This is a genomic window from Ochrobactrum sp. A-1, assembly GCF_022488005.1.
In the GTDB taxonomy this organism is placed as follows: Bacteria; Pseudomonadota; Alphaproteobacteria; order Rhizobiales; family Rhizobiaceae; genus Brucella.
The window spans coordinates 258961-283542 of the sequence record NZ_JAKVQC010000009.1; the positions used below are offsets into that span (position 1 = coordinate 258961).

A 24582-nucleotide genomic window follows, 5' to 3' on the forward strand; every position below is an offset into this window, starting at 1 on the left:
GGATACCGCTGCGCGAAGGACCTACCAGGTCATCTGCATGGCGCACTCGCCATCAACAAGCTGTATTACGAGCCGCTGCGACGGCAGCGAAACACCGAATTCAGGATGCCAGGTTGACGGTTGCAGGGTCGCGAGGCCCCTATAGACCGTCCAGCGCAACAAGGTCGTTGCACCCTTGCCCACCATACCCGACCGACCATCTTCGAAGAGGGTCACCGTCAGATCCGGATGAAAGTGGAATACCGCCTCGGCATGTTGGAATCGTCCCGTAACCATATCCATGACAAGGAGTTTGTTCGGGCCGAATTCCCATGTGCGATGATGAACCGGCTTACCGGCCAGCCAGCGGTAACCATCATGGGAACAGGACACGACCCACTCATTGCCTGACTTCCTCATCTCAAGGCCTTGAGGGCGTGCACGCCGGGCAACGCGAAAGCCGGACCAGATCTCAGAGGAGTCCTTTTGGTCTATCGTGATCGTGTTATGGGCTGCGGTGCCGCGCTGGCGCGCGCGCTCGGGCCCATTGCCATAAAGCGACGTTCCGGAATTGACGATCACACGGTTTCCATCCACCGAGAGTTCGAATGACAGGGTATCGGCATGGGCGTGTCCGGGAAGATAGTCCGGCCCGACATGTGCGACGTCGAGCAACGTCACTGCGCGCTGGTTCTGAAGGCGGATGTAACCGCTGTCCTGGAGGTGAGTACACTCGTCCGCCATACCCTTCGTAGGCGCAAATCCCAGGTTTGAGGCATATCGCTCCAACTCATCACCTGAAGGCGCAATGCCAAAAGCCGCGTCGTTGAAGAAAGCGATACCTCCGTCCGGATGACTCATGGCGGCGAGCCATGCCCGCATCTCAACGATCTTCTTCTCCCAGGCTTCGGGAACAGGCTCATCAGAGCTGCGCATCATGTTCACGAGGTCGAGCATGTCTTCGAGCGCGAGCGCGTGATACATGGGCGACAATTCAAACTGCGCGCCATCGCCCAGTATCTGTTCCGGAACTTCGCGGGAAAGGATGCGCAAGCCGCGTTGCAGCCACGAAGCGGCTTCATCCCCCCTGAAGAAGCATCCGGCGAAAACCAGCGCCTTTGCGTTGGCGAAAAGATGGTTGCCGAGCAGATGGTATTCGAGCCGCCGCGTCAGCCACCGGGCTTGTACGGCCAGACTGGCAACCACGCCCGCCGGCAGTTGATTTCCACGCCGGGCCCATTTTATCCAGTTCACGATCCTCAGCGATGTCGGATACGGCTCCCAAGCTGATCCTGAACCTGGCGAGTTTTCTGCAATCCAGCGGATAATCAATGCCTCGTGCCAGGCGGTGCGGTCCTCCGCCCCTTCGGCATTCAGATCATCAAAGTAATGCAGATTATAGCGCCACAGCTTGGCAACTGCAGGATCGTCCCAGCCGAGTTTCGACAGATCATGGATCTCATTCAGGAAACGAAACTCGGTTGGTCCAGTCTGCCTCTGCACCCGGCAAGCCGGCTGCACCCATCGCTGCGACGTCTCACGAAGCGGCGGTGCAGGGCGCAGGTCCGGTTTCGGGCGCATCAAGCGGAACCACAGCCGGCCATAGAACTGCACCGGCCGCAAGTGACGGACTGTCTCCCACAGAAGAACCGGCTTCGAGGTCACGATGCGAGCATGCTTTCCAGTGCTTCAGCGATACGTTCGCCGGTCCTACCATCCCACTTCTCAGGTATGTCGCCCTTTTTCCAGCGACCGGCAAACAAACGGTCCAAAGCGGGGGCAAGAGCGGCCGGATCTGTGCCGAGGATCTCGTTGGTGCCGACCGTGACGGTTTCCGGACGCTCGGTATTGTCGCGCAGGGTCATGCAAGGCACCCCCATGACTGTCGTCTCCTCGGTGACGCCACCCGAGTCCGTGATCACCGCCTTGGCATTGCGGACCAGGTAGTTGAACTCGAGATAAGGCTGGGGTTCGACGAAGCGGATTGATGGCGGAAGCCCCGGCAGTACCTCAAGCGTTCTGGCTGTCCGCGGATGCACCGGAAAAATGATCGGCAGGCCGTGCGTACCTTCGCCAATCGCAGCCAACAGCCGCTCGAATGAGGCGACAGCATCGACATTTGCGGGACGATGCAAGGTAACGACAAGATATTGTCCGGAGACCAGGTCAAGTTCGTCCCAGAAGGACGGCGGCCGCAGCCGCTCCATATTGGCCATGAGCGTATCGATCATGGTGTTGCCGACGAAGAAGATGCGCTCAGGGTCCACACCGTTGCGACGGAGATTTTCGCCGGCACTTTCGCTGGTGGTGAAAAACCAGTTGGTAATGGCGTCCGTCACCATGCGGTTGATTTCTTCTGGCATCGACCAGTCACCGGACCGGATGCCGGCCTCGACATGGGCGACCGGGATCTTCAGCTTTTGTGCGGTGATGGCACAAGCCATGGTCGAGGTGACGTCGCCAACCACCAGGCAAAGGCTGCTTGGAGCCTCCAGAAGGAGCTTCTCGTAGCGAACCATGATGGCTGCGGTTTGCTCAGCCTGCGTGCCCGATCCGGCTTCGAGGTTCACATCGGGAGCCGGGATGCCGAGCTGAGCAAAGAATTCGCCCGACATGCGCGCATCATAGTGCTGGCCAGTATGAACAAGCCGGTACCTTAACCGGCTACCCGCAGCCTTTCGCCTCTCGATAGCGTGGATGATCGGCGCGATCTTCATGAAATTCGGTCGCGCACCGGCGATGATGTCGACCAGCGGTCCATCCTCAGAAATCATTGTCAAGCTTGCCCCACGATCGCAATCGTCACCCTGCTGACTTCCAGCAATTCTTCAAAGGGAATGGGCGCGGGAGATCCTGCCTCTATCGCCTGCACGAAGGCAGCCGCGCAGGCCTTCTGTCCCTTGTCCTGTCGCCATAAATTCATGCGGCTGAAGCCCGGCCAGCCAAAGCCGCGCAGGCGGCGGAAATTGTCGAGCTGCAGGATCCGACCGTGGCAAAACACTTCCAGCCGCTCCTTGGGAAAGCTCTTCGAACCATTGGCGAAATAGTGGACCGTGCCGATGGATCCATCATCGAAACCAAGGGTGATCGTCACCGTATCGCCACTCTGGGCATCCATGGCGCGAACATCGTGCGAGACGATCTCGCTTCCCGCCAGGTGGCGCAACAGGTCGATGAAGTGGCAGGCCTCGCCGACAATTCGGCCGCCACCAATCGCCCGATCCTGCGTCCAGTGTTCGCCTGGGATCGCCCCGGCATTGACGGTCATCACGAATGCCTTGGGGCCGGACGCCCCGGCAAGCAGGTCCTTGATCTTCTGCACCTGCGGCGCGAAGCGGCGGTTGAAACCCACCATGACAAGCGGGGCAGCACCCGCCGTTTCGGCCACTTCATTCCTGACGGCCGTAATCGCGGCAAGTTCATCCTCGGACAAGGCGAGTGGCTTTTCCACGAAGACGTGTTTGCCGGCCTTCAACGCGCGACAGACGAGGTCGGCATGCGTATCGTGACGAGTGGCAATGACCACTGCATTAAGCTGGGAATCTGCAAGAAGCTCGGCAACATCCGTGGTCGTCTTTTCGAAGCCGAACTTCCGCCCGACATGCAGCCCGCTGACCCCGGCGCTGGAGGCCACATTGACCAGCCGAGCCTCAGCCGCCTTGAAGGCCGGGATCAAAACCGCGCCGGCATAATTGCCCGATCCGATAAATCCAACCGCGGCCTTGCCTGCCGGTGCTGCCGGGCCCTGTGCCAAGGTCACGGTCCGTTCGGTGAGTGCAGGCTGCTCGCCTTGCGCCGCACCCGGATAGTCGAGCAGGATGCCGAGCGAAGTTTCCGCGCCACTGACGATCTCATAGGCGCGCGGCGCATCATCGATGGCAAAGCGGTGCGAGATCAACGGTTTCACATCGATCCGCCCGTCGGCCATCATGTCGAGCACGGCTTCAAAATTGCGCTGCTCGGTCCAGCGGACGAAGCCCACCGGATAGTCCTGGCCCTTTTCCTCATAGTCCGGATCATAGCGACCGGGACCATAGGAGCAGGAGACCTGGAAGGTGAGTTCCTTCTCGTAGAAATCAGCGCGGGAAAGCTCGAGCCCTGTCACGCCAACCAGCACGATGCGGCCGCGCTTGCGGCACATCAGGGCTGCCTGGTGCACCGGCTCGTTGCTCTTGGTGGAAGCGGTGATGATGACGGCATCGACTCCGCGGCCGCGCGAAAAGCTTTGCGCCGCAGAAACAGGATCAGCACCCTGCGAAAGATCGACCGTCTCGGCACCGAATTTTTCAGCCAGTCGCAGCTTGGCAGGATCGAAGTCGAGGCCAAGAACGCGGCAGCCATGCGCACGAAGCAACTGCACCGTCATCAGCCCGACGAGACCAAGACCGGTGACGACAACGGCTTCGCCCAGGGTGGGCTGAACCAGGCGGATGCCCTGCAGGGCAATCGCGCCGAGCACCGTGAATGCAGCCTCATCATCCGAAACGGCATCGGGGACCCTGGCGCAGAGATTGACCGGGACGGACACGATCTCGGCATGCTTGCCGTTGGACACGACGCGAGCTCCGGCCGCAAATGCGCTGACGCCGCTGCCGGTTTCCAGCACCTGGCCGACATTGCAGTAGCCGAGCGGCAAAGGCTGGTCGAGCTTGTTGAACACGGCCTCAAGCGTCGGCGCGAGGCCGTCGGTGCGGATCTTGTCGAGAACCTGCCGGACCTTGTCCGGCTGCTGCCGCGCCTTGCCGATTAGCCCGGCCTTGCCGAAGTCGACCAGCATTCGTTCCGTACCTGCCGAAACTAGCGTCCGCGACGACCGTATCAGCACCTGCCCCCGCTCAATGGCAGGACAAGGGACCTTAGCAACTTCCGTAGCGCCGGTCTTAAGCGATTGGAGAATTTGTTTCATGAAACAACTCAGGCTTGGAGCGCGTCAGGATGGGGAGTGCCTGTTGGCGACGCCGGAACATTCAATTCTTTGAAATTCATACGCATCTCAAGCAGCTTGAGGGCACGCATTTGATAAACCTGACACCTCAACTTTGCCCAGATGAAGCCGACACGCCCTGCCTGCCAGGCACCCTGAACTAGATATGCGTGCAGAAATATGACAAGCGAGCGGAGCGGAAATTGCATCAGTTTCGACTTAAACCACATCCTACGCTGCAACTTGTTTCCCCAGAGCTTTGGTGTAGCAGCAAGTCGGCCACCTCGGTAAGAATTGAGCGCCTCTGCGGATGAATATCGGTTTTGCTTCTCGAACCAATGGTGCAGATCGGGACTGTCGTGATGCTCTAGAAAGCCCCTAGCCTTGATCCTATGAGCTTCAACAAGTGGATGTTCGTTGACTAGGACATCGCTGAAGTTACACGTTCCGGTTTTCCAACCTCTGAGGATCGTTTGGATCACTGGCAGAGGACGCCCCATGAACCACAGCCGACGCCGAAGAGTGAAGGCGCCGGCGCGATCACTCTTTATGATCTCGGCGATGCTCTGCTTCAGCTCGTCGGTGAGCCGCTCATCTGGATCCAGCTTCATTGTCCACGTCGACGCGATGGGTAATTCGTTCACAGCGTAGTTCCATTGGTCGCCAAAGCCACGAAATTTACGCTGAACAACGTGGACCCCATGCGCAAGAGCAATATCAACCGTTTCATCACTGCTATAGCTGTCGACGAGAAACACTTCTGAGGCAAAACCTTTCAGGTTCTTAAGCACAGCTGGCATATTGTGCGCTTCGTTGAGGCTGATCATCACCACCGCTATGGGAACGGTGCCGCCCGACCACCTGGCGAATTGCTCGCTATTATCCCGACCCACCGTATCTGCTGTTTCAGTCATTCCGTATCCATGCTGGCGGCGTGCCGCCTTCTCGTACCCATCGATAGGACTCGATCATCTGCGCTGCGATCTGGTCCCATGAAAAGTCCCGCTCCATCCACGCCCGTCCCCGAGCGCCCATGGCAGCAAGGTCGCTTGGGTCCTTTCTCATCGCGTCTTGCAGAGCACGCTTCAAGGGCTCGACGCCTAGATCGATCCACCAGCCTGCGCGATGATCAACGAGTGCGGACCATGGTGCACCTTTGGTGGTAATGACCGGTCGTCCGGATGCCAGAGCTTCGGCAATCGCCATGCCGAAGTTTTCGGAATGAGTTGGAAGCACAAAGAGACTGGCGTCCTTATAGGCACGCAATTTTTCATGGCCGTAAAGCGGACCACTGAAGTCAACACGCTCTGCGGCCAATGAAACCGCTAGCTTCTTGAGATCTGCAACGTAGCTCTCACTTCCGGGCCCAACGATGCGCAGACGCCATTCTGGAAAGGAAGCATGAAGAACCGACCATGCCTTCAAGAGCAGGTCTATTCCTTTTACAGGATGTACACGCCCCAGAAACAGAAGCGTTCTTTCGGACGAAGGCGGCGGCTCGCTGACGGGATGAACGTCTATACCATTCGGAATGACCGCTACCGGCTGCCGAAAACCGACGCGGCGAATGTCCTCGAATTCGCTTTCCGCCGTGGCATGGAAAAGCGCGGTATGAGCGAGTGCACGTTTCTGCAGCGCATGCCAGAATAGGAATTTCACACTACGCGAGCGTTTCATCGCCCACTGAGAAAATGTTCCATGTGGCGAAACCACAAGCGGCACAGTCGTACCGGCTGTTACCCATCCAGGATAAACATTCGGCATCATCCAGAGACTATTGTTGTGGATGATGTCCACCGTGTTGATAGATACCTCTGCTTCCAACCATCTTAGCATTTCCGGAGAACGACCGAGCCGGGACAAAACTTTTCGACGAGGGAAGAACCTTAGCCCGTCGACGGTGGTTTCCGATCCTTGTTCAGCGTTGTCGGTAGCAATGAGCTGGGAAGCCAGGCCCAAATCTCTCATGGACCTGTTCAAAGTCGTTGTGGAATAAGCGGGGCCGCTCGCTTCCTCACCAATATACGGAACAACGTGAATAATTCTCACCTGCAAACCTCAAGAAGTTCAACCGCTCTTTGCCACGGAGCGACAAGGGTTTTCGAAACTGGCCCGCCTACGGAATATGCAAGGATCTGATCGAGATACTCTGCCCCACTCCTTGCACCGAGGCACTGCGCCCATGCGGCCAGGCTGTGACGGGAAGAAGAGATCTGCCGCCCAGCTTCCAAGCTTCGCCACAGGGAACCACGAAGTGACAAGACATCACCCGTTCGAAAAACCCCGCCGAGTCCGCTTGCACGGACAGCGACCGCCGACCCGCAAGCATCTGAGCAGATAACTGGCGTTCCCGTCATCAATGATTCTGAAACAACGGCCCCCCATCCGTCGTAGCGGCTCGGGAGGACGAGACAATCCGCGCTCGCCATGATCTCGGGGATCTTGTCAATGGGCTGCCTTCCGACCCAGCGGACACGGCCCGGCAACTTCTCTTCGGCTTGGGCGCTAAGCGCAGCTTCCAGCGGGCCGGATCCTACCACTATCAGCTCGAAATCGTGTCCACTGATGGTCGCTAGGGCATCGATGAGCAGATCCACGCGCTTGAGCTCAATCAATCGTCCTACATACAGAAAGCGGAACGGAATGGCAGGATCGAAATCTGTGCTGTCGAGAACGTCCCCCTCAGGCAGAAAATAGGCGAATGGGAAAACTCTTTCCTGCGGCATTCCGCGGTCGACGAGCCATCTTGCTGTTCCATCGCCAATAGCAAGAATGCCTTCAAGACGACGACCTGCTTGATAGATCAAGCGGCGGTACTCCATCCGCTTGAAAATCCCGCGCCAACCGCTGTCCTCTATCGTTTCCAGAATACCCCACTGACGGAGGCCGCGTGCCGCAAGGAGCTTCTGCGCTTCCCCGACTAGGCCGTTGCCGCGAAGGCCTTGGCAGATATGGATACTGTCCGTGGGTGCTGCCTGGACGGCTCTCATTACCTCGTCAACCGAAGGCGTAAGGCGCAGTTCCGCCTTTCCCAAGGATGGCGCAATCCAGCCTTGTGCTGCCCGCTCAGCCGACATTTCCCGCTCGGCGACATAGGTGACTTCCCTCCCCCTAGCAGCAAGCGCGGAGGCAAGCACGGCCATGTGCGGCGAAACGATCCGCTGCCAGAACCAGACAGGATCAGCCATGGCGTCGGAATTCCACCTTCGAGCGCCCATTGGCGTAAGCCCAACCCATAAGGATCATGGGAAGAAGACCGAGCCCACCCGGCGAGAAAAAGGTTGCTTCGCCCATGTTCAATGCAATCACCGTCAAACAGACAGCGAGCGGTGCCACACCGCCTCGCGCGCCGCTGCGCAACAGACGCATCACCCATAGGAGGACGAAAAAAGCACCTAATATTCCAAGTTCTTCCAGAATCGCGACCGGGACCACGCCTTTTTCGATGGATGCGCCGACAGGGAGACCAAGGATTGGATCGCGCGACACATCCATTGTTTCCGGATGAGAGTCGATGCCAAACCCAATGCCGGTGAGCGGCTTCTCGGCGATATTGGCAAACATCTCGTCCATCAGCCCACCACGAGAACGGTCGTAAGCTTCCAGGAGGCTGCCGACCTGCGCTCGACCTGACTTCGTGATGTAGTGCTGGACACTCGTGGCAATAACTGGTGCCATGACGATGCTGGCAATGCCGACGGCGAGCAGAATACCCCAGACGCGGGCGCTACGCAAACCGGGAAGCATCTGCCCGATGGATCGACCGGCCAGGCCCGGTCCTATCATGACAGCAAGCGAGATGGCGAGGATCATCCCCAATCCGGCGGTTCTTGCCTCTGACATCATGATGCAAACAAGCGTCGCGCCGGCAACGCCAATCAACCACCATGGCGGTCTGTGGCCGACACCAAGCAGGCGCGCGGTCGCCCACGCGCCAAGCAATGCCATCGTGGGGCCAAATGCCTGAGGATGGTTCAGAATGCCTTGAAATCCAGAGCCATTACGCATGTTACCGAGCGGAGTTGCCGCCAACGGCAGGCTGACCACGAGGAGAATAACCAGCCCCCAGAAGATCTGCTCTGACACCTGCTCCCGCTCCCAGGCAGACAGCCCGCACCAGATGGAAATCGAAGTGGTCATTGCCAGAGTCCACGACACGGCTTTCAAGACGGAGACATCGACCATGGGGCTGAACAGCACGGAATGGCCGATGATAAAGCCACCTAGCATGATCGTCGCAACAGTGAACGGACGCAGGCGTGGGTGGCTGAAAAAGCCGCTGTGGATCATCGCCGACAACGCTGTTGCGAACAACACTGCATACCGTCCAACCGCGCCGGCGCTTGCAGCCGGCGCGATGCCGGGGCTCATCAACGTGAACAGCCATGACATCGCCAAAGCGCGGATTGCATGCGGTTTCCCGAGAAGCGCATATCCGGCAACCAACAGATAACTGAGATTTGCCGTCGGCCCTGACGCAACCCGCAAAGTCAGCGCCAGCACCAGGGGCGCGTACTCCCAGAAATCCATGCGGGCGGTAGGTATCCGCCGCGACATTGCTCTGGCTGGAAAACCGGTTGTCATTAAATAATGATTGCTCCTCACCCCTTGATGGCTTTCCGAGTAATCTTACGCCAAAGGGGCATGTTACCGAATTCCGGACGAAGATCCGGACTGAGATAAAATTCCACAACCTCGCTCGGCACAGCACTATGCTGTCCACGCCCATCATCGAAGCCACGCAAGGCTGCTTTCCACAAAGGCATCACGAAGCGCACCCCATGGGTGCGCACCCCCGAGACAAGATGGCTCAGAAAGTACCGGAGTGCCAACGGCAAGGCAGCCCGCCGCGGAAAATGCTTGAAGAAAACTCGGGTGAAATTATAGACCCAGCGTTCGCGTCGATCGCGTCCGACTTCACCCTTGCGTGCAATATTGTCATGAAGAACGGTTGCCGCCCCGACATAGCGGAAATCGAAACCCACCGCGCGAGCCCGGATTGAATAATCGAGCTCCTCCCCTTCGAAGGTGCATCCTTCATCGTTAAAATATGGCTGCGTGAGCATCTTTGATTGATCGTTCCTGATTTTCTTCAATCAGATTGTATTGTCGTCTGACGTCCATGTTTGAAGAGTCCAGATCTTCGCACCCTACCGCCAGAAGATACTCCGGACCGAGGAAGCCGCGAACGTCCGTCAACACTTTTACGTTTGGAAGCCCCCTTGCAGCTAAATTGGCGTACTTAGTGGCCCCACTTCCTCTACAATGAAGGATAACCTGCGTTTTCGCAGACTATTTCGATACCTTCCTCCGGAGCATGAATACATTGCTAGCGATCCGAAAAGGTCTGAAAGGGACTGAAAATATATACCGAATCGTAATGTCATGTTCAGCGTAAACTGATCTCGCGAAATCCCGAAGCCTTTGAACTGTCCGAGATTTGCGCACTTCTGCGACCGGAACGATGTTCACAATCTGCACGTCAAAGCCGACCTTTCGCAGCAGGGACATTGGTTTGATAACTTGCGGGACAAAGATCGTTGAGAACAACTCTCCCTCTGATAGATGAATGACGACTACGTTCTCTTGATAGGATCGCCTCTCCGCTGACACTGACCTATCGCCCCTGCGAGATCCATGTTGAGAGCTCCTACACCTCTGCTAGAAAGCATGCTTAGTCTCACCTTTGGGTTGAAACTCGAGTCGGTGGCTGTTCATCTAACCGTACCACCATGTCACACCCCTCCAGCGTCGAAAGCCTGTGCGCAATGATAAGAATGGTAAGGTTGCGATCCAAGCGTTCGATGGCAGCCATCACCGCGCTCTCCGTTTCAGTGTCGAGTGCGCTTGTCGCCTCATCAAAAACCAGCACGCTCGCCTGTTTGTAGAGTGCGCGGGCGATGCCGATGCGCTGGCGCTGACCGCCGGAAAGCTGGATGCCGCGTTCGCCGACGCGTGTGTTATAGCCCTGAGGCAGGGCTGCGATGACGTCGCCGAGTTCTGCCTGCTCTGCGGCACGGCGGACACGATCATGGTCGATGTCCTCGGCACGCATACCGAAAGCGATGTTCTCCGCAATGCTCGCGTCGGTGAGGAAGATGGCCTGAGGAACATGCGCTATGTTCTGTTGCCACGCCGCGCGGTTTGCGGGTGTGAGCTCAACACCATCGATAAGGACGGAGCCTGCTTGAGGCTCAAGAAGCCCTAGGACGATGTCCATCAGCGTCGATTTCCCGCTGCCCGTCTTGCCCGCGATACCGACTCGCGCACCTTTCGGGATTTCAAGGCTTATACCCTGAAGCGCCGCATTCCTTCCACCGGGATAGGCGTAGGTCACTTCATCTAGCTTGATCGAGTGTTCGAACGGGAGCGGGGGCGACTCTTCAGGCATGCAGGCGGCTGGCCTGCTGAGGAGCGCCACCACATCCACGACGACGCTCCTATTGCCCATTGCCGATGCCCAGCCGCTATAGACTTGTTGGATCAATGGTAACAGACGCTGTGCTCCAAGCGCCAGGGCGCCAAGGACCGGTAGTGCAGCAGCCAGGCCACCGGGACGCTGGACAACCACCACTGCAACAATCGCGATCAGCACCATGCCGACAGCTTCAACAATGAAACGGGGGGCTCCACCAAGCACGGCATTTCTGACCCGCGCATCCCGGAAGCCCGCTTCTGCTTCTTCATAGATTTCGACAAAGACGGGCTGCGAACGATCGAGCAGGATGTCTCGAATACCGCCCACGCCTTCCTGCATGGTCTTTACGCGCTGGCTCTGGGCAGCGGCGATCACGCGGCTGTTTCGGCGTAGCCGCTTGCGCGCTGTAACTGAGGCGACAAGATAGATGGCCCCGAAGCCCATACCGGCGACGACCGCGACCGTCGGGTCGATGATCACGAGGCCCGCGATGATGAAGAGGCCAATCACAGAGGCAATACCGGCTTGCATGATCGGGACGAGCACTCCGTTGGTCACCATCTGCACCTTGTTGATCGATGCGATGATTTCGCTGGAGTTGCGTTGCGTGTGATAGGTGTAGGGCTGGTGCAGCGTGTCTGCGTATAGTTTCACACCCAGTTCGTAGGAAATGCCATAGATGAAGCTGTTGCTGACTTGCAGGAGCAGCAATCGAAGCCCGGCTGCTATCAGCGCGGCCAACGCAAAGAAGCCAGTGACAATATAGACCGTCGTGGCCGGATCCCCTGCTCCGAGAAAATTCAGCAGTCTGGCCGCGGCATCGTTCTTGATCGGCATGCCTGCAGGTGCGGCGATGAAGGCGAGGAGCGGCACGATGGCACCGATCGTCACGACTTCTGCCACGGCACCGGCGAGCATCAGCAGCAGCAGAGGCAGAAATGCCCGCCGGCGCTCCGGCGACAGGTGGTCGAAGAGCAGCCGCAGGGCCTGAGGTAGGGCCATCTCCTGCAGATTGGCCGTCGAATCGCTTGTCGTCGCCGTCATGCGCAGCTTCGCCCGTTCATTGAACGCTTCACCCGTACCTGTTCCTTTCCTGACGGCTTCCATTATTTCGCCCCGAAGCCCGTAAACATGATCCGGACCGTTCGCATCACGATGACGAGGTCGAGCCAGGGAGAGATGTTCTTGATGTAATAGAAATCGTAGTGCAGTTTCTCATGCACCTCGTTCACGGCCGCTACATGCCCTTGATTGACCTGAGCCCAGCCAGTGATGCCCGGACGAACGATGTGTCTGTAGGGATAGAACGGCAATTCAGCATCATACCACTGCGCTAATACTACAGCCTCGGGACGGGGTCCAATCCAACTCATTTCGCCACGCAAAACATTGATGAGCTGTGGCAGTTCATCAATCCGCGTTCGTCTCAAGAAATGCCCTAGACGGGTGATGCGAGGGTCCCGAACACGCGTAATTGCACTCTCCTTGTCCTCCGGGGTGCCGTCAATGCAGCGCATCGTCCTGAACTTGTACACCAAAAAGCGTTTGCCGCGATAACCGATACGCTCCTGACGGAACAAAGCCGGACCCGGAGTTTCAAGGCGTATTGCTGTAGCCACAATCAAGAACGCCGGTGAGGCAATCACCAGTACGAAGAGCGCGGCCAACCAGTCGACGATCTGCTTTATCTGGAGATATGCCTGGTTGGGATTAAGCGATCCCAAGGTATTTTCCGAGATATGCTCAATGTCCACGCGACCGGTCAGTGACTCCAGCACCTGCTTTACATGGTACACAGGTGTACCGGTCAGCACGCAACTTGTGATGAACCGATCCCATGAGTCTGAGAGATCGGCGCGTAGATCTGCGACGACGCCTTGCACTCGGCCCACAGCAGCTGTCGGTGATGGAAGGACCTGCCAGACAACTCCACGCACGGACTGCAGACGATCGGCGCCCCCTCCGGGGATAACCGCAAGCCGATAGGGTTCACGGCGTCGCACAAACATATTAATCCCGAAATACCATGAGATTGACATGAAGAACGAACCGAACGCTTGGAAACGACTGTAATCCAGTCTGAAGAAAAAGATCGTTACGAAGACCAGGCCGTAAGTGAAGGCGAAAGTTGGAAGGATATTGCTATAGGCCGTCATGCCGGGGAAGGTCTCAAGCCTCCGATACAACATATATCCCATCACGTGCGCGACGATGGCCGCAGTCACTGTGACCTGATGATTGATGGAAAATACAACGTTCGGGTTGAAGCCCATACGCATAAGGAGCGGGACACCGGTTGCGAAAACGAGCCCACCAAGAAGTTGGTACCGCCGGCGCAGGAGCGGATGTCGCGAGTACGCAACAGTGCTAACGAAGTGATACATCAGCTATAGCAACTCTTGTTAATCCAGATATCTTCGATTGCTGGTGATCATTACCGTGAAGCGATCAGCACAACCGCCAATTTAACCATTGCTACCGCACTCCGAGGTGCACTCGGAGCACTGACGTCAGACGATCGTTCCTGCATCTTCGATCACCAAGATCATAGATGCATGACTTAGTGGGTTGCCGCAGGCTTAAGCTGCGGCAGATATCAAGTCGTGAGCGCGCAAAGACACCGCGACCTCACCATGCATCATCTTGAGCAGGATACGGACACGGCCTACCCCATCAAGATGGACCAGCGTTCCGACAGCTTCCGAAAACGGTCCGGAGGTAATGCGGACACTCGCGCCGAGTGTAAACGTCTCCGCGACATCTACGATCCCTTCGGAACCAAACTGCGTTTGAAGCGCCTCAATCAGCCCGATGGGACAAGGTACTGGGAGGTCACCTTGCATGATCAGGGACCTAACCCCCACCGTCCCGTTCACCTGTCGCCAACGCTGCTTATTCAAGTCCAACGATATGAACATGTATCCGGGAAAGAATGGAATACGGCGTTCGTATCGGCGCCGAGCATGGGAAACCCAACGAATCTGGCGTGGCATCCAAGTCTCAAAGCCTTGCCTCTGGAGATTCAATTCAGCGACATTTTCTCGCCCTGCCTGAAACGACAGTACATACCAACGCGCTACCATGCCAAGCTTTTCAATCTAAGCTCAGGATCATCAATGATGATCCTGCCCCTCCACAATCCATCCGTGTGTTCGGATGGTAAGACGCTGTTTGCTGGCTGTCAACACTGTTATACTGAATTACTTTTTCAAAGCAAAACGTGGCAGAAATGACGCGTTACAGGAACGACACAGCTCAAGATTTTTGATGCCCGTCGCGTTAAGATTGATGCAGGTCAATGCGCCCTCGGCAGCCGAGACACCGCGGCTATAGCATGCTGACCATCATCAAAGATCATCGGTTTGAGTCCGGTGTGAAGCGGGGCTTCATGTCTTGGCGTGAAAAACTGAGCAGTACGACAGTGATGATGGTAGGAATAGCAACGGTCACAATCGTATCGCCTAAAGCGCCCAGCAAGAACGTCGTCACCTGCTGTCCCTTGATCACGTAGTCGTTAACCTCGTTGACGAGTTGTATTGCCAGAATTGCCCCGAGTGCGATTGTTGCTGAGCGCCCTAACGCCAGTACGACGAGGTAGATCAAAAGGCCCAAGGCAGCATGCAGCATCGGCTCTGGCCATCCCGTGAAAAAAACCATCCAGCCTTTCAGATTATAAACCGAACGAATTTTTCATGCTCCTTAGTCTCTCCGCTCAGGGAACGCGTGCTCGCTATCTATGAACCGTCCCACGTTTGCCGGAGGCTCCAACTCTTGAGTAGAAGGAGCCATTATGAGCAAGACGACGAACAAATTTGCACCCGAGGTTCGGGAACGCGCGATCCGCATGGTGTTGGATCATGAACGAGATTATCCTTCTCGCTGGGCGACAGTGGTTTCGATAGCTGAGAAGATTGGCTGTGTACCGTCCACCCTGCATGACTGGGTTAAGAAGGCTGAGATCGACAGTGGCAAACGGGTAGGTGTGTCCACCGAAGTGACAGATCGCCTAAAAGCCCTGGAGCGTGAGAACCGTGAACTACGGCAAGCCAACGAGATATTACGTAAGGCTTCGGCATATTTTGCCCAGGCGGAGCTCGACCGCCCGTTTCGCAAATGATTGCTTTCATCGACGAGCACCGCGATGACTATGGGGTCGAGCCGATCTGCCGTGTTCTGCCGATCGCCCCATCCACATACTGGGAACGCATAGCGCAGCGCCGCAATCCTGCGCTGCAGTCGGCCCGTGCGAAGCGCGATCTTGCACTTAAACCAGAGATTTTGCGCGTATTTTCGGAGAACTTTGGTGTTTATGGGATCCGTAAAGTCTGGCGGCAGATGCAGCGCGAAGGCTTTGCCGTTGCCCGATCAACTGTGGCGCGATTGATGCGTGATCTCGGCCTGCAGGGCGTGATCCGGGGCAAGCCGGTTCGCACCACCTTGAGCGACAAAACTGCTCCATGTCCGCTTGACCATGTGAACCGACAATTTTCCGCTCCTGCGCCGAATATGCTCTGGGTTTCAGATTATACCTACGTGGCCACTTGGGCGGGCTTTGTATATGTGGCCTTCGTTATCGATACTTACGCTCGCCGGATTGTGGGCTGGCGGGCAAGCAGAACAGCTCACACCAGCTTCGTGCTGGATGCCTTGGAGCAAGCGATTCACGAGAGGCGTCCAGCCCATCGAGGCGGTCTGGTTCATCACAGCGACCGCGGTTCTCAATATGTGTCTATTCGTTACACCGAGCGCCTCGCCGAAGCAGGGATTGAACCTTCAGTGGGAAGTGTTGGCGACAGCTATGACAATGCTTTGGCGGAGACCATTAATGGTCTTTACAAGGCCGAAGTGATCCACCGACGAGGACCTTGGCGCTCTTTCGAAGCCGTCGAATTTGCCACATTGGAGTGGGTCGAGTGGTTCAACAACCGGCGTCTGCTGGAACCCATTGGCAATATCCCGCCCGCAGAGGCCGAAGAAGAATATTATGCCATACTGGACGAACAGCTCATGGCAGCATAACTTAAACCAACTAGCCTCCGGCAAACGTGGGACGGTTCACTCGCATCAAAGCGAAATCTCCGCGGTAGCAACCGGGACGTTACGCCGCAACTGCCGCGGTGAGCCGTCAAGACGATCGGGCACCGCCTCAATCATCCGCATCGTTCCAAGGCTAGCCGCAGGCCTAGACATAGGTCCTCACACTCAGAGAAGGTCGTATGTCCGAAATACGCTGCCAGCATCAGCGACGCCAGATGGGGTCTTCTTGCCGCTTACGGAAGCCCTCTCGGCATCCGTTTTTCACTGAGTTCAGCCAGCCGAAGTTTTAATCGTTGTGGCTTGCTGCAGACTTCCCAGTATTTTTGCAGGAACGCCGCCTATGATACTGTAGGGTGGATACTCGCCGCGTACCACCGCACCAGCTGCAACTATCGAGTGAGCGCCTAACACAGTGCCGCCCAACACCGTTGCTCCTGCACATATCCAGCACCCGTCACCTACGTTTATCGGGAGCGAGTACCCTTCGCCGGCTGCCTTCGGGCCTGAGGCCTCTACTCTATGCGTACCAGTAACGAATGAGACTCGAGGAGCAATGTCGCAGTCAGTTCCGATTTCTATGGGAGCGTTCCCGCCAATGAAAAGCGTGTCGTGGCCTACCCATGTATTTGCCCCGAGCTTCAGAGGCCCCCCAACGAACGTTCTGACGCTCGAAGCACAGCGAACGTTCTCGCCGACCTCAGCGCCGGCAAGGCGCAGCAGTTTTCGCTTAAGAGCGAAGGCGCGGGTAGGCGGTATCAGGTGCCAAAGTATGCTGTTGAAGAACGAAATTGCGGCGTTCATCAGTGGCCTTTTGGGAATTGAATAGCATCACGGTAGACTTGCTGCAGGCGCTTTCCGTAGAGATCGGAAGAGAAGCGATCACGAACCCATGCCTTTGCCGCTTCTATCATCTCAACCTGCGCTTCGCGATTTGCGTCGAGATCAATGATTGCGTCTCGCAATTTCTCGAAAGTTCTTACGTCTTTCTCCCGACAGAACTGCCGAGAGGACCTGGCTATCAGCAGAGAGTTTTCTTCGGTGACCAGAGGGTACTCTGGTTCGGCTATTTCGCCATCGCCAATGAGACCAACAACGGGAATCCCACAGGCCATAGCTTCAGCGACCGACAGTCCGAAACCCTCGTACCAAGACATGAATAGGTAGTAGTCGATTGTACTGTAGAATTCGTTGATGTCCTGCACCGAACCGAGCCACTCGACCCGGGATGAAAGTCCCTTTTGATAGCTTAGTTCTTTGAGGCGAGGCAGCGCCGGGCCATCACCAGCTACAGTGAGAACATAATTGCCCGGCAGGAGTGAGAGCAACTCTAGAGCGTCTTCGACACCCTTGTCCTCGACGATCCTGATCGCCATCCCAAGTCGGCGCTTGTCCGTTGGGTCCGGGCGCTTGGCAGTTAGGTACCCGTCATCAATGGCATTGTGGACGGCGGCCACCTTGCCTTCAGGTATGCCGCAGAGGCTCGTTAGTTGTCGGGCTGCTTCATAGGAAATGGCGATTACTCGATGGGATCCCACCATCCCCACCCGAGCGTAGCGGATATGCTTGTTTGCATTGGCCCCGATATTGGGGCGAAAGTGCTGATGCTTAATCCGCCTGGGACGGAGACCCAGAGTAGACGCCACCATCCAGTTCGAAGCTGATGCAAAATGGATGATGTCGGGAGACAGGTGTTTCATAAGTCGTCTCATCCGGAGCCAGCCCCGATAATCCTTCCAAGACCTTGCCGCTATCAGGTGGCATTTCTCGCCCAGCAGTCGTTTGATCCGCCCAGCAGCGCCATAGCCAATGACGGCATGAACATCGACTCGGAGACGCAGCAAAGATCGGATGGCAACTTCAGCAACTCGGAAACTTCCGCCAGAACGCTCGCTATCGCGAGAGATGCAGATCACAACCTTCATAGTCACGATTTCCGGACATTATATGGGAAGAAATGCGTAAACAAATTTTGAGCCCGATAGAAGGTTTTGCTTATCATCTTCCTCACGTTTCGGCGACCGCTGCGAGACCTTGGAGCTCCTAACTGAACTGAGGTCATAATTTCATTGTCTTGATCGTAGATCGCTGGTTTCGCTACGAAGATATTTTCTATAGCCCCTCTATGGAGAAAAGAAAGAAAATCGTCCGCAAGACACTTAATATCACCTTGGTTCGAGATTCTAAGTGCCGCTGACTTTGAGATCAAATATGCGTGGGCCAGCCAGATGTCTCGACCTTTATCAGAATGCAGTACGATGTCGGGTCTTCTGCGCCCATCGGGGAACTTTACTCCACGAACCTTCCCGTGTCGGAAATAGCTATTTTCTACACCCAGGTGGCAAATAAAGGCATGCCCTTGGTGCGCTGGGAGGGCCAGCGCAGTACAAATCGACTGTAAATCGGCGATATGACTATTAGATCGCGGTAAAATGTCGTCTTCTAGGACGAGCATCAAATCAAATTCAGATGAGGCAAGCCACTTGTAAGCGCCGATGTGCGACATAGCGCAACCGATTTCTGCTGGCCGGAGTGGTGCCCCATATAAGTGGTTGATAGCCAAGTTATCAACGTATTTTTGGGCGACCGATCCATTATCGCCTCGCAAGTCTGTTGCCTTGAAATAGTGAGATATCCACTCCTGGGGGATACCTGCCTTGAGCAAACGTTCTCGCCTATGCTCCGCATCGCTCAACGAGATAATGCAGATTGGGACGGAATACCGGGTGCCAGGGATCTCTATGGAAGGTGGAACTCCTACCCTATTGTACATGGCTGTCGCGCTTCTGTTGCTTCAAATACAAGACCTCTCGACACAATTCCGTTTGAACGGAGTCATCCTTCAAAGCTCGCTCCCAGATTGCATTTTTCGGGTTGCGGTCCAAAGTAACCAATCGCTTGGCGGGTCGAGCTATGCACAACAATGGCATCGCTACACGGGCCGCCTCTAGAGCGAAGCATGGATCTACCATGTTGGTATATTGCCATTCGCGGACATCGAACCTGAGGGTACCAGTCCAGACGGCCGAGGTGCCTGTTCCAATGATATCCACAGTACGGGTTTTCGCCAACTTCGATTGAAAATAGAACACCTCGCGGCCTGTGGTGTACCTCTGAAAAGGTCTTTGTAGATTGTAGCCGTGGAAGCCAACTGCAACTTTACGCCCATTCTCGTCAATCTTATCAATCAATCGCTGAGCATAATCTCTGCAATAGTATATGTCATCGTCTACTGACAGGTAGTAGCAGGGACTTTCTTCGAAAATCATGCCTAGAAACTTGCCATTCGCATGTAGGCTCGGGTAATCTTTCGAAAGAAAGGCTCTTACTTTTTTATTAGATTTTATCTGTTCCGGTATGTCTTCGAACCCGTCGAGATAGAGATAAATACGATCAACCTGACGAACTACGCTATTGAATGCCTTATAGAAGCTCTCAAAGCGAGAGGGCATTGTTGCCATCCCGGCAACGACAGCCTCTGTTGCCCTCCGTGCGGGTGGAAGGTAGGGATCCATCGCTAACCGCGCACCATGTTGGATTGCGCTGATTACCGATTTCGCCTTAACAATAATCATGCGGCATCACCCTTTGTGAACCGTTGTAATAGCCTCGCAACATTGCAGAGGACGACCTGGTGTCGAAATGCCTTAATCCGAGTGACAAGGTGAACCTGTGAACTTCAGGTGAAAGATGTCAGGCGTCGGTCGGATACCGCAAGCATGTCGCCTCCGTGGGAGTAGAGAGTGTAACCGTTGATTTCAAGATGCTGCTGCACCTGTGATCGGGACGCATCAGCGAGGGAGTGCCACTCGAAGTTTATCAGAGCGGGTCTAGTTCGCGCGATGTCGCTTTGATAAATGACATCGTCATCGTGACCTTCAGCATCGATCTGCAGAACGTCGATCGACCTATCCCAGCCGTACTGGTCAAGCAGCGGGAGCAAGGGTGATGATGGAACGAGAAGCCGCTCAATGACTTCATCCTTCGGCTTTGATCCCTTGTAATATCGCTCCAGCCAGTCACTAACATGTTTGCGGCTAGCTGAGGTTACACCAGTCGGTGCGCGGTAGATCGGCCACTCCTTGGCGTATGGAATGTCGAGGTCCGCCCAGGCTGCCTCGCTGATTGAATAGAGTTCAAGCTGCCCATTTATCCCGACCGCTCCGTTGTGGATGGTGGCATCTGGGTGAAACTTGTAGTTCTCGGACAGACGCGCGATCAGAGTTGGCTGGGGTTCAATGAGAAGTATCTTTGTCCGGGCGGAGAACTTCCGCAACATCGGATGAAGTGGATCGTTCAGGGTGCCGTCGTTAGCGCCAACTTGGACGATGGCCGCGCATTCCTTGGTGCTCATCAACGTCGAGAACGCAACCTCAAATGCATCACTTGATGGCGGCCGTTTCTTATTGATCCTACGGAGTTCGTAGCCGGAACGACCGAGCAAACGTTGGATAGTAGCTTTCATCGTGCCTCCCCAAAGTGGGGGCATATTTGACCGGCATCACGGAACAACACAAGGGAAATATCCATCTTTGCAAAAGGGTTCGAATAGTACCCAATGTTACGGAGATGCAGTTTGCCGTCCAAAATGAGTGGTAACGGCATCTTTGATGCGAGCAGTGTTGGCCTCAAAAATAGCTGCGAAGGCCCACGCCACAATCATGCAGACCGCCATCATCAATAAATAAACCGCGACCGTGAAGAGGCTTATATTTGTAGCGGGTCTCAAATACGGCTCCATTAGGTAGAGGACTGGAACATGAACAAGATAGAGAGAATAAGAGAATGCTGCTAACGAGGTTCCAAGCTTTGCGAGCCGACTAGCAGCACCGAGACGTACCGTCCGAAGCTGAGGGAGGAGAAGGGCGAGACCGAGCGATACGCCCAAGATGCCAAGTCTCAAACTGGTGGCATCTCCTGTGGTACCCATGAAATCGCTGGCGCGAGACATATGACTATAAGCCGTTGCGCCCAACATGAGTGCCACCGCTGTTCCAGATTGCAAAAATCTGAATCGCTCTGGTCGATAAAGATAGGCGATAGCGCCAGCACCCCACGGGATGAACAGAAATGGATCAAGTCTAACGAATACCGCGACTGCCTCTGCCAACATCAGAATGGAACGTAGCCGATACCGCCTTGAGGTAAGAAGAGCGGCTAAGCTACCAGCGACGATGTAGAACCAAACCTCGTAAGCCAATGACCAAAGCGGTTCGTTCTTTGGGTGGACAGGGACGATACTGCCCTGGAGGGAAAGCATGTTGCCAAGCGTTATTACCCAACGAGCCGGTTCCCCCTGCACCGCTGCAACGGCGGCAGCAAAAAGGACAGCAGGGATAAGAGGAACTTGGATACGAATAAACCGATCAAGTACGTACTGCCCTGGATGAAACGAGCCCCTGCGAACTTTCTCGATTACACGACCACCTACTAAAAAGCCGCTTAATACAAAGAAGGCGATTACTGCCTCGTTAGCTAGACGAGTTGACGCGAACCAGATTGCAGTAAGCAGATGCTGGTCAGAACTCCCAAGCGAGCCATAGGAGACGAACGAAAAATGTCTCGCATGAGACGCGAGAACCACAAAAGCTGCTAGAAAGCGCACCCAGTCCAGCCAGACGATATGGTCTGGAATAATTGCATTCGATTTCATCCGTCTGCCAGTCTACTGCGGGGCGAGTCGTGGAAGTGTCCACCTCGCATCTACGGGGATAATGCTATAGTTTGCTACGTCTTTAGTATGCGTTTATGAGGCAGACTGGGCTTCCTGTCGAGTGGGGACGCAGACACTCTGTCACCTTCTCAGGAGAGTAAGCGCCATGCGTTCAGAACGAAACAGCACGCGCTCTTTCGATCTGATAGCATAAACCGGGTTGAACTTCAGCCTGCCCAAAAACGGCACATGAATAGACATGGTTGCCACTCCCTTCCTGCATCATTGATGCGGTCCCCCGACCGTGCTGTGCCTATAATGGCCTGACCCCATACGGTGATCCGATTTCAGTCTTAATGCATGATGGGCTTTTCGGCTATTGCCTGGGCAGATGGTGGAGCTGATCCGCGCGGCGGCGCAGGCCAGATAATAGCCTACGGTACAGCATATATCCCATCAGATGCGCGACAATGGTTGCAGTCACTGTAACCTGATGATTGATCGAGAATACAACGTTGGGGTTGAAGCCCATACGCATAAGGAGCGGGACACCAATTGCGAAAATGAGCCCACCAAGAAGTTGGTACCGCCGGCGCAGGAGCGGATGTCGCGAGTACGCAACAGTGCTAACGAAGTGATACATCAGCTATAGCAACTCTTGCTAATCTAGATATCTTCGATTGCTGGTGATCAACACCGCGAAGCGATCAGTTCAACCGCCAATTCAACCATTGCTACCGCACTCCGAGGTGCACTCGGAGCACTGACGTCAGACGATCGTTCCTGCATCTTCGATCACCAAGATCATAGATGCATGACTTAGTGGGTTGCCGCAGGCTTAAGCTGCGGCAGATATCAAGTCGTGAGCGCGCAAAGACACCGCGACCTCACCATGCATCATCTTAAGCAGGATACGGACACGGCCTACCCCATCAAGATGGACCAGCGTTCCGACAGCTTCCGAAAACGGTCCGGAGGTAATGCGGACACTCGCGCCGACTGTAAACGTCTCCGCGACATCTACGATCCCTTCGGAACCAAACTGCGTTTGAAGCGCCTCAATCAGCCCGATGGGACAAGGTACTGGGAGGTCACCTTGCATGATCAGGGACCTAACCCCCACCGTCCCGTTCACCTGTCGCCAACGCTGCTTATTCAAGTCCAACGATATGAACATGTATCCGGGAAAGAATGGAATACGGCGTTCGTATCGGCGCCGAGCATGGGAAACCCAACGAATCTGGCGTGGCATCCAAGTCTCAAAGCCTTGCCTCTGGAGATTCAATTCAGCGACATTTTCTCGCCCTGCCTGAAACGACAGTACATACCAACGCGCTACCATGCCAAGCTTTTCAATCTAAGCTCAGGATCATCAATGATGATCCTGCCCCTCCACAATCCATCCGTGTGTTCGGATGGTAAGACTCTGCTTGCTGGCTGTCAACACTGTTATACTGGACTTCCCCTTCAAAAGTGGAGTATCCGTTTTAATCAAGCAGTTTTATCGGACCACATTCGTTCCTGTTTAAGCAGCGCGTTCGCGATTATAATAAGCTTTCGCATGATTGCGGTTATGGCCACTTTTGCAGGTTTTCCTACTTCTCTTAAAGCGGTGTACTTTTGCTTTAAATCCGGATTGAAGCGCAGAGCAACTACGGCTGGCATGTACATGGCACATCGCAATGTCCTTCGCCCACCTTTGATGTATGCGTTGCCTTTCCATGTTCCGGACTGCCTGGTAAGCGGAGCCAAACCTGCGAGAGATGCGGCTTCTTTCGAATCCAAACTTCCGAGTTCGGGCATTTCAATCAACATTGTGATTGCGGTGATTGCGCCAATACCGGGGCCGGAACAAGATTTGCTTAAAATCGTACGCTAAGCTCGAACGGACCGTGAATCTTCGTCCCTTACCCTCATAATGGTCTGGCGGCTGGTTCCGAATTTCCTAGCGATCGCCGAGACACTCATCTCTTTTGCGAGATCGTCGCGAACGCCTTGCTTTTGTTGCTCGTTGAGCGTTGAGGGACGACCAAGTGTCTTGCCTTCCGACTTGGCGCGCTTCAGGCCAGATTGCGTCCGTTCAATCAGCAAATCCCGCTCGAACTGCGCAACGGCATTGAGCACCTGCATGGTCATAATGCCAGAGGAGCTGGTGAGGTCCGCGCCACCGAGAGCGAGACAATAGACTTTCACCCCCATTTCCGAGAGTGCCTTGACGGTGGTGCTGACATCGATGGCATCACGGCCGAGCCGGTCGAGCTTGGTGACAATGAGAACGTCGCCGGCTTCAAGGTGGTCCATGAGTTTGGAAAATCCACGGCGCTGCGCAATGGCCGTGCTGCCGGAAACCGTCTCGGTGACGATCCGGCGCGGCTCGACCTGGAAGCCGGCGGCTTCGATATCCTGGATCTGATTTTCGGTGGTCTGGCCGGTTGTTGAGACACGGACATAGGCGAAGGTGCGGGGCATTTAGGCTCAATTTCGTCCGAATAGGCTGTCCGAAATATCTCCTTTGTCCGAAACCATGTCAAGATAATTTGTGGACAGGGTGTTTCGCCCCTGTACGCAATCGGC

The 24582-nt window shown here is 55.5% G+C and carries 21 protein-coding genes, 1 pseudogene and 1 other annotated feature; of the genes and pseudogenes, 1 reads left to right on the forward strand and 21 read right to left on the reverse strand.

Annotated elements, in window-relative coordinates; translation table 11 throughout:
* Positions 1–21 precede the first annotated feature (21 nt).
* The 12 genes from MKS82_RS28565 to MKS82_RS28620 form a co-directional block, all read right to left on the reverse strand.
* Complete coding sequence (locus tag MKS82_RS28565) at positions 22–1644, reverse strand: heparinase II/III family protein (RefSeq protein WP_240579613.1); 1623 nt, start codon at positions 1642–1644, stop codon at positions 22–24.
* Positions 1641–2753: a non-hydrolyzing UDP-N-acetylglucosamine 2-epimerase gene (gene wecB, locus MKS82_RS28570; protein WP_240579658.1), complete on the reverse strand. Its 1113-nt coding sequence runs from the start codon at positions 2751–2753 to the stop codon at positions 1641–1643. Before wecB ends, MKS82_RS28565 begins: the two co-directional genes overlap by 4 nt.
* Positions 2754–2755: 2 nt before the next feature.
* Positions 2756–4885 (reverse strand): bi-domain-containing oxidoreductase, encoded by a 2130-nt coding sequence (locus MKS82_RS28575; protein WP_240579614.1) that lies wholly within the window; start codon positions 4883–4885, stop codon positions 2756–2758.
* A gap of 8 nt (positions 4886–4893) precedes the next feature.
* Positions 4894–5817, reverse strand: coding sequence for a glycosyltransferase family 2 protein (locus MKS82_RS28580; protein WP_240579615.1), 924 nt, complete (start codon positions 5815–5817; stop codon positions 4894–4896).
* Positions 5810–6952, reverse strand: a complete 1143-nt coding sequence (locus MKS82_RS28585; protein WP_445558104.1) for a glycosyltransferase — start codon at positions 6950–6952, stop codon at positions 5810–5812. Before MKS82_RS28585 ends, MKS82_RS28580 begins: the two co-directional genes overlap by 8 nt.
* The gene (locus tag MKS82_RS28590) at positions 6949–8091 is read right to left on the reverse strand and encodes a glycosyltransferase (RefSeq protein ID WP_240579617.1); all 1143 of its coding nucleotides are present in this window, start codon (positions 8089–8091) and stop codon (positions 6949–6951) included. The genes MKS82_RS28585 and MKS82_RS28590 overlap by 4 nt, the downstream gene beginning before the upstream one ends.
* The gene (locus tag MKS82_RS28595) at positions 8084–9487 is read right to left on the reverse strand and encodes a hypothetical protein (protein ID WP_240579618.1); all 1404 of its coding nucleotides are present in this window, start codon (positions 9485–9487) and stop codon (positions 8084–8086) included. Before MKS82_RS28595 ends, MKS82_RS28590 begins: the two co-directional genes overlap by 8 nt.
* 17 nt (positions 9488–9504) lie before the next feature.
* Positions 9505–9999 carry a glycosyltransferase family 2 protein gene (locus MKS82_RS28600; protein WP_240579619.1) on the reverse strand — a complete coding sequence of 165 codons (495 nt, stop codon included), beginning with the start codon at positions 9997–9999 and terminating at the stop codon, positions 9505–9507.
* 584 nt (positions 10000–10583) lie between these two features.
* Positions 10584–12428, reverse strand: a complete 1845-nt coding sequence (locus MKS82_RS28605) for an ABC transporter ATP-binding protein (RefSeq protein WP_240579620.1) — start codon at positions 12426–12428, stop codon at positions 10584–10586.
* Entirely contained in the window at positions 12428–13600 is a 1173-nt protein-coding gene (locus MKS82_RS28610) for an exopolysaccharide biosynthesis polyprenyl glycosylphosphotransferase (RefSeq protein ID WP_240579621.1), read from the reverse strand. The genes MKS82_RS28605 and MKS82_RS28610 overlap by 1 nt, the downstream gene beginning before the upstream one ends.
* 300 nt (positions 13601–13900) lie before the next feature.
* Complete coding sequence (nusG, locus tag MKS82_RS29595) at positions 13901–14404, reverse strand: transcription termination/antitermination NusG family protein (RefSeq protein ID WP_276313512.1); 504 nt, start codon at positions 14402–14404, stop codon at positions 13901–13903.
* Between the two features lie 271 nt (positions 14405–14675).
* Positions 14676–14978: a hypothetical protein gene (locus MKS82_RS28620; protein ID WP_240579623.1), complete on the reverse strand. Its 303-nt coding sequence runs from the start codon at positions 14976–14978 to the stop codon at positions 14676–14678.
* Positions 14979–15111: 133 nt separating this feature from the next.
* Between MKS82_RS28620 and MKS82_RS28625 the strand changes: the two genes are divergently transcribed.
* A protein-coding gene (locus MKS82_RS28625) for an IS3 family transposase (protein ID WP_240579624.1) occupies positions 15112–16340 on the forward strand; the annotation gives its coding sequence in 2 pieces (ribosomal slippage) (positions 15112–15400 and positions 15400–16340; 1230 coding nt in all).
* Positions 15393–15509: a sequence feature (AL1L pseudoknot), on the forward strand. (Overlaps the previous gene by 117 nt.)
* A 288-nt stretch (positions 16341–16628) precedes the next feature.
* Here the strand turns inward: MKS82_RS28625 and MKS82_RS29740 are convergent.
* From MKS82_RS29740 to MKS82_RS28660, 9 genes and pseudogenes are all read right to left on the reverse strand, one after another.
* Positions 16629–17159 carry an acyltransferase gene (locus MKS82_RS29740; RefSeq protein ID WP_445558105.1) on the reverse strand — a complete coding sequence of 177 codons (531 nt, stop codon included), beginning with the start codon at positions 17157–17159 and terminating at the stop codon, positions 16629–16631.
* Positions 17159–18280 (reverse strand): glycosyltransferase family 4 protein, encoded by a 1122-nt coding sequence (locus MKS82_RS28630; protein WP_240579625.1) that lies wholly within the window; start codon positions 18278–18280, stop codon positions 17159–17161. Before MKS82_RS28630 ends, MKS82_RS29740 begins: the two co-directional genes overlap by 1 nt.
* Before the next feature lie 2 nt (positions 18281–18282).
* Positions 18283–19128, reverse strand: coding sequence for a glycosyltransferase family 25 protein (locus MKS82_RS28635; RefSeq protein ID WP_276313513.1), 846 nt, complete (start codon positions 19126–19128; stop codon positions 18283–18285).
* Positions 19118–19930 carry a hypothetical protein gene (locus tag MKS82_RS28640; RefSeq protein WP_240579627.1) on the reverse strand — a complete coding sequence of 271 codons (813 nt, stop codon included), beginning with the start codon at positions 19928–19930 and terminating at the stop codon, positions 19118–19120. The genes MKS82_RS28635 and MKS82_RS28640 overlap by 11 nt, the downstream gene beginning before the upstream one ends.
* A gap of 104 nt (positions 19931–20034) precedes the next feature.
* Positions 20035–20820: an FkbM family methyltransferase gene (locus MKS82_RS28645; protein WP_240579628.1), complete on the reverse strand. Its 786-nt coding sequence runs from the start codon at positions 20818–20820 to the stop codon at positions 20035–20037.
* Between the two features lie 96 nt (positions 20821–20916).
* Positions 20917–22008 carry an acyltransferase family protein gene (locus MKS82_RS28650; protein WP_240579629.1) on the reverse strand — a complete coding sequence of 364 codons (1092 nt, stop codon included), beginning with the start codon at positions 22006–22008 and terminating at the stop codon, positions 20917–20919.
* An 838-nt stretch (positions 22009–22846) separates the two neighbouring features.
* A complete protein-coding gene (gene nusG / locus MKS82_RS29745) occupies positions 22847–23350 on the reverse strand; it encodes a transcription termination/antitermination protein NusG (protein WP_445558106.1) in 504 nt (167 codons plus the stop codon).
* A 149-nt stretch (positions 23351–23499) separates the two neighbouring features.
* Positions 23500–23853 (reverse strand): annotated as a pseudogene (locus tag MKS82_RS28655) (transposase); the annotation flags it as partial.
* Between the two features lie 30 nt (positions 23854–23883).
* Positions 23884–24477, reverse strand: a complete 594-nt coding sequence (locus MKS82_RS28660; protein WP_240579630.1) for a recombinase family protein — start codon at positions 24475–24477, stop codon at positions 23884–23886.
* Positions 24478–24582: the final 105 nt, after the last annotated feature.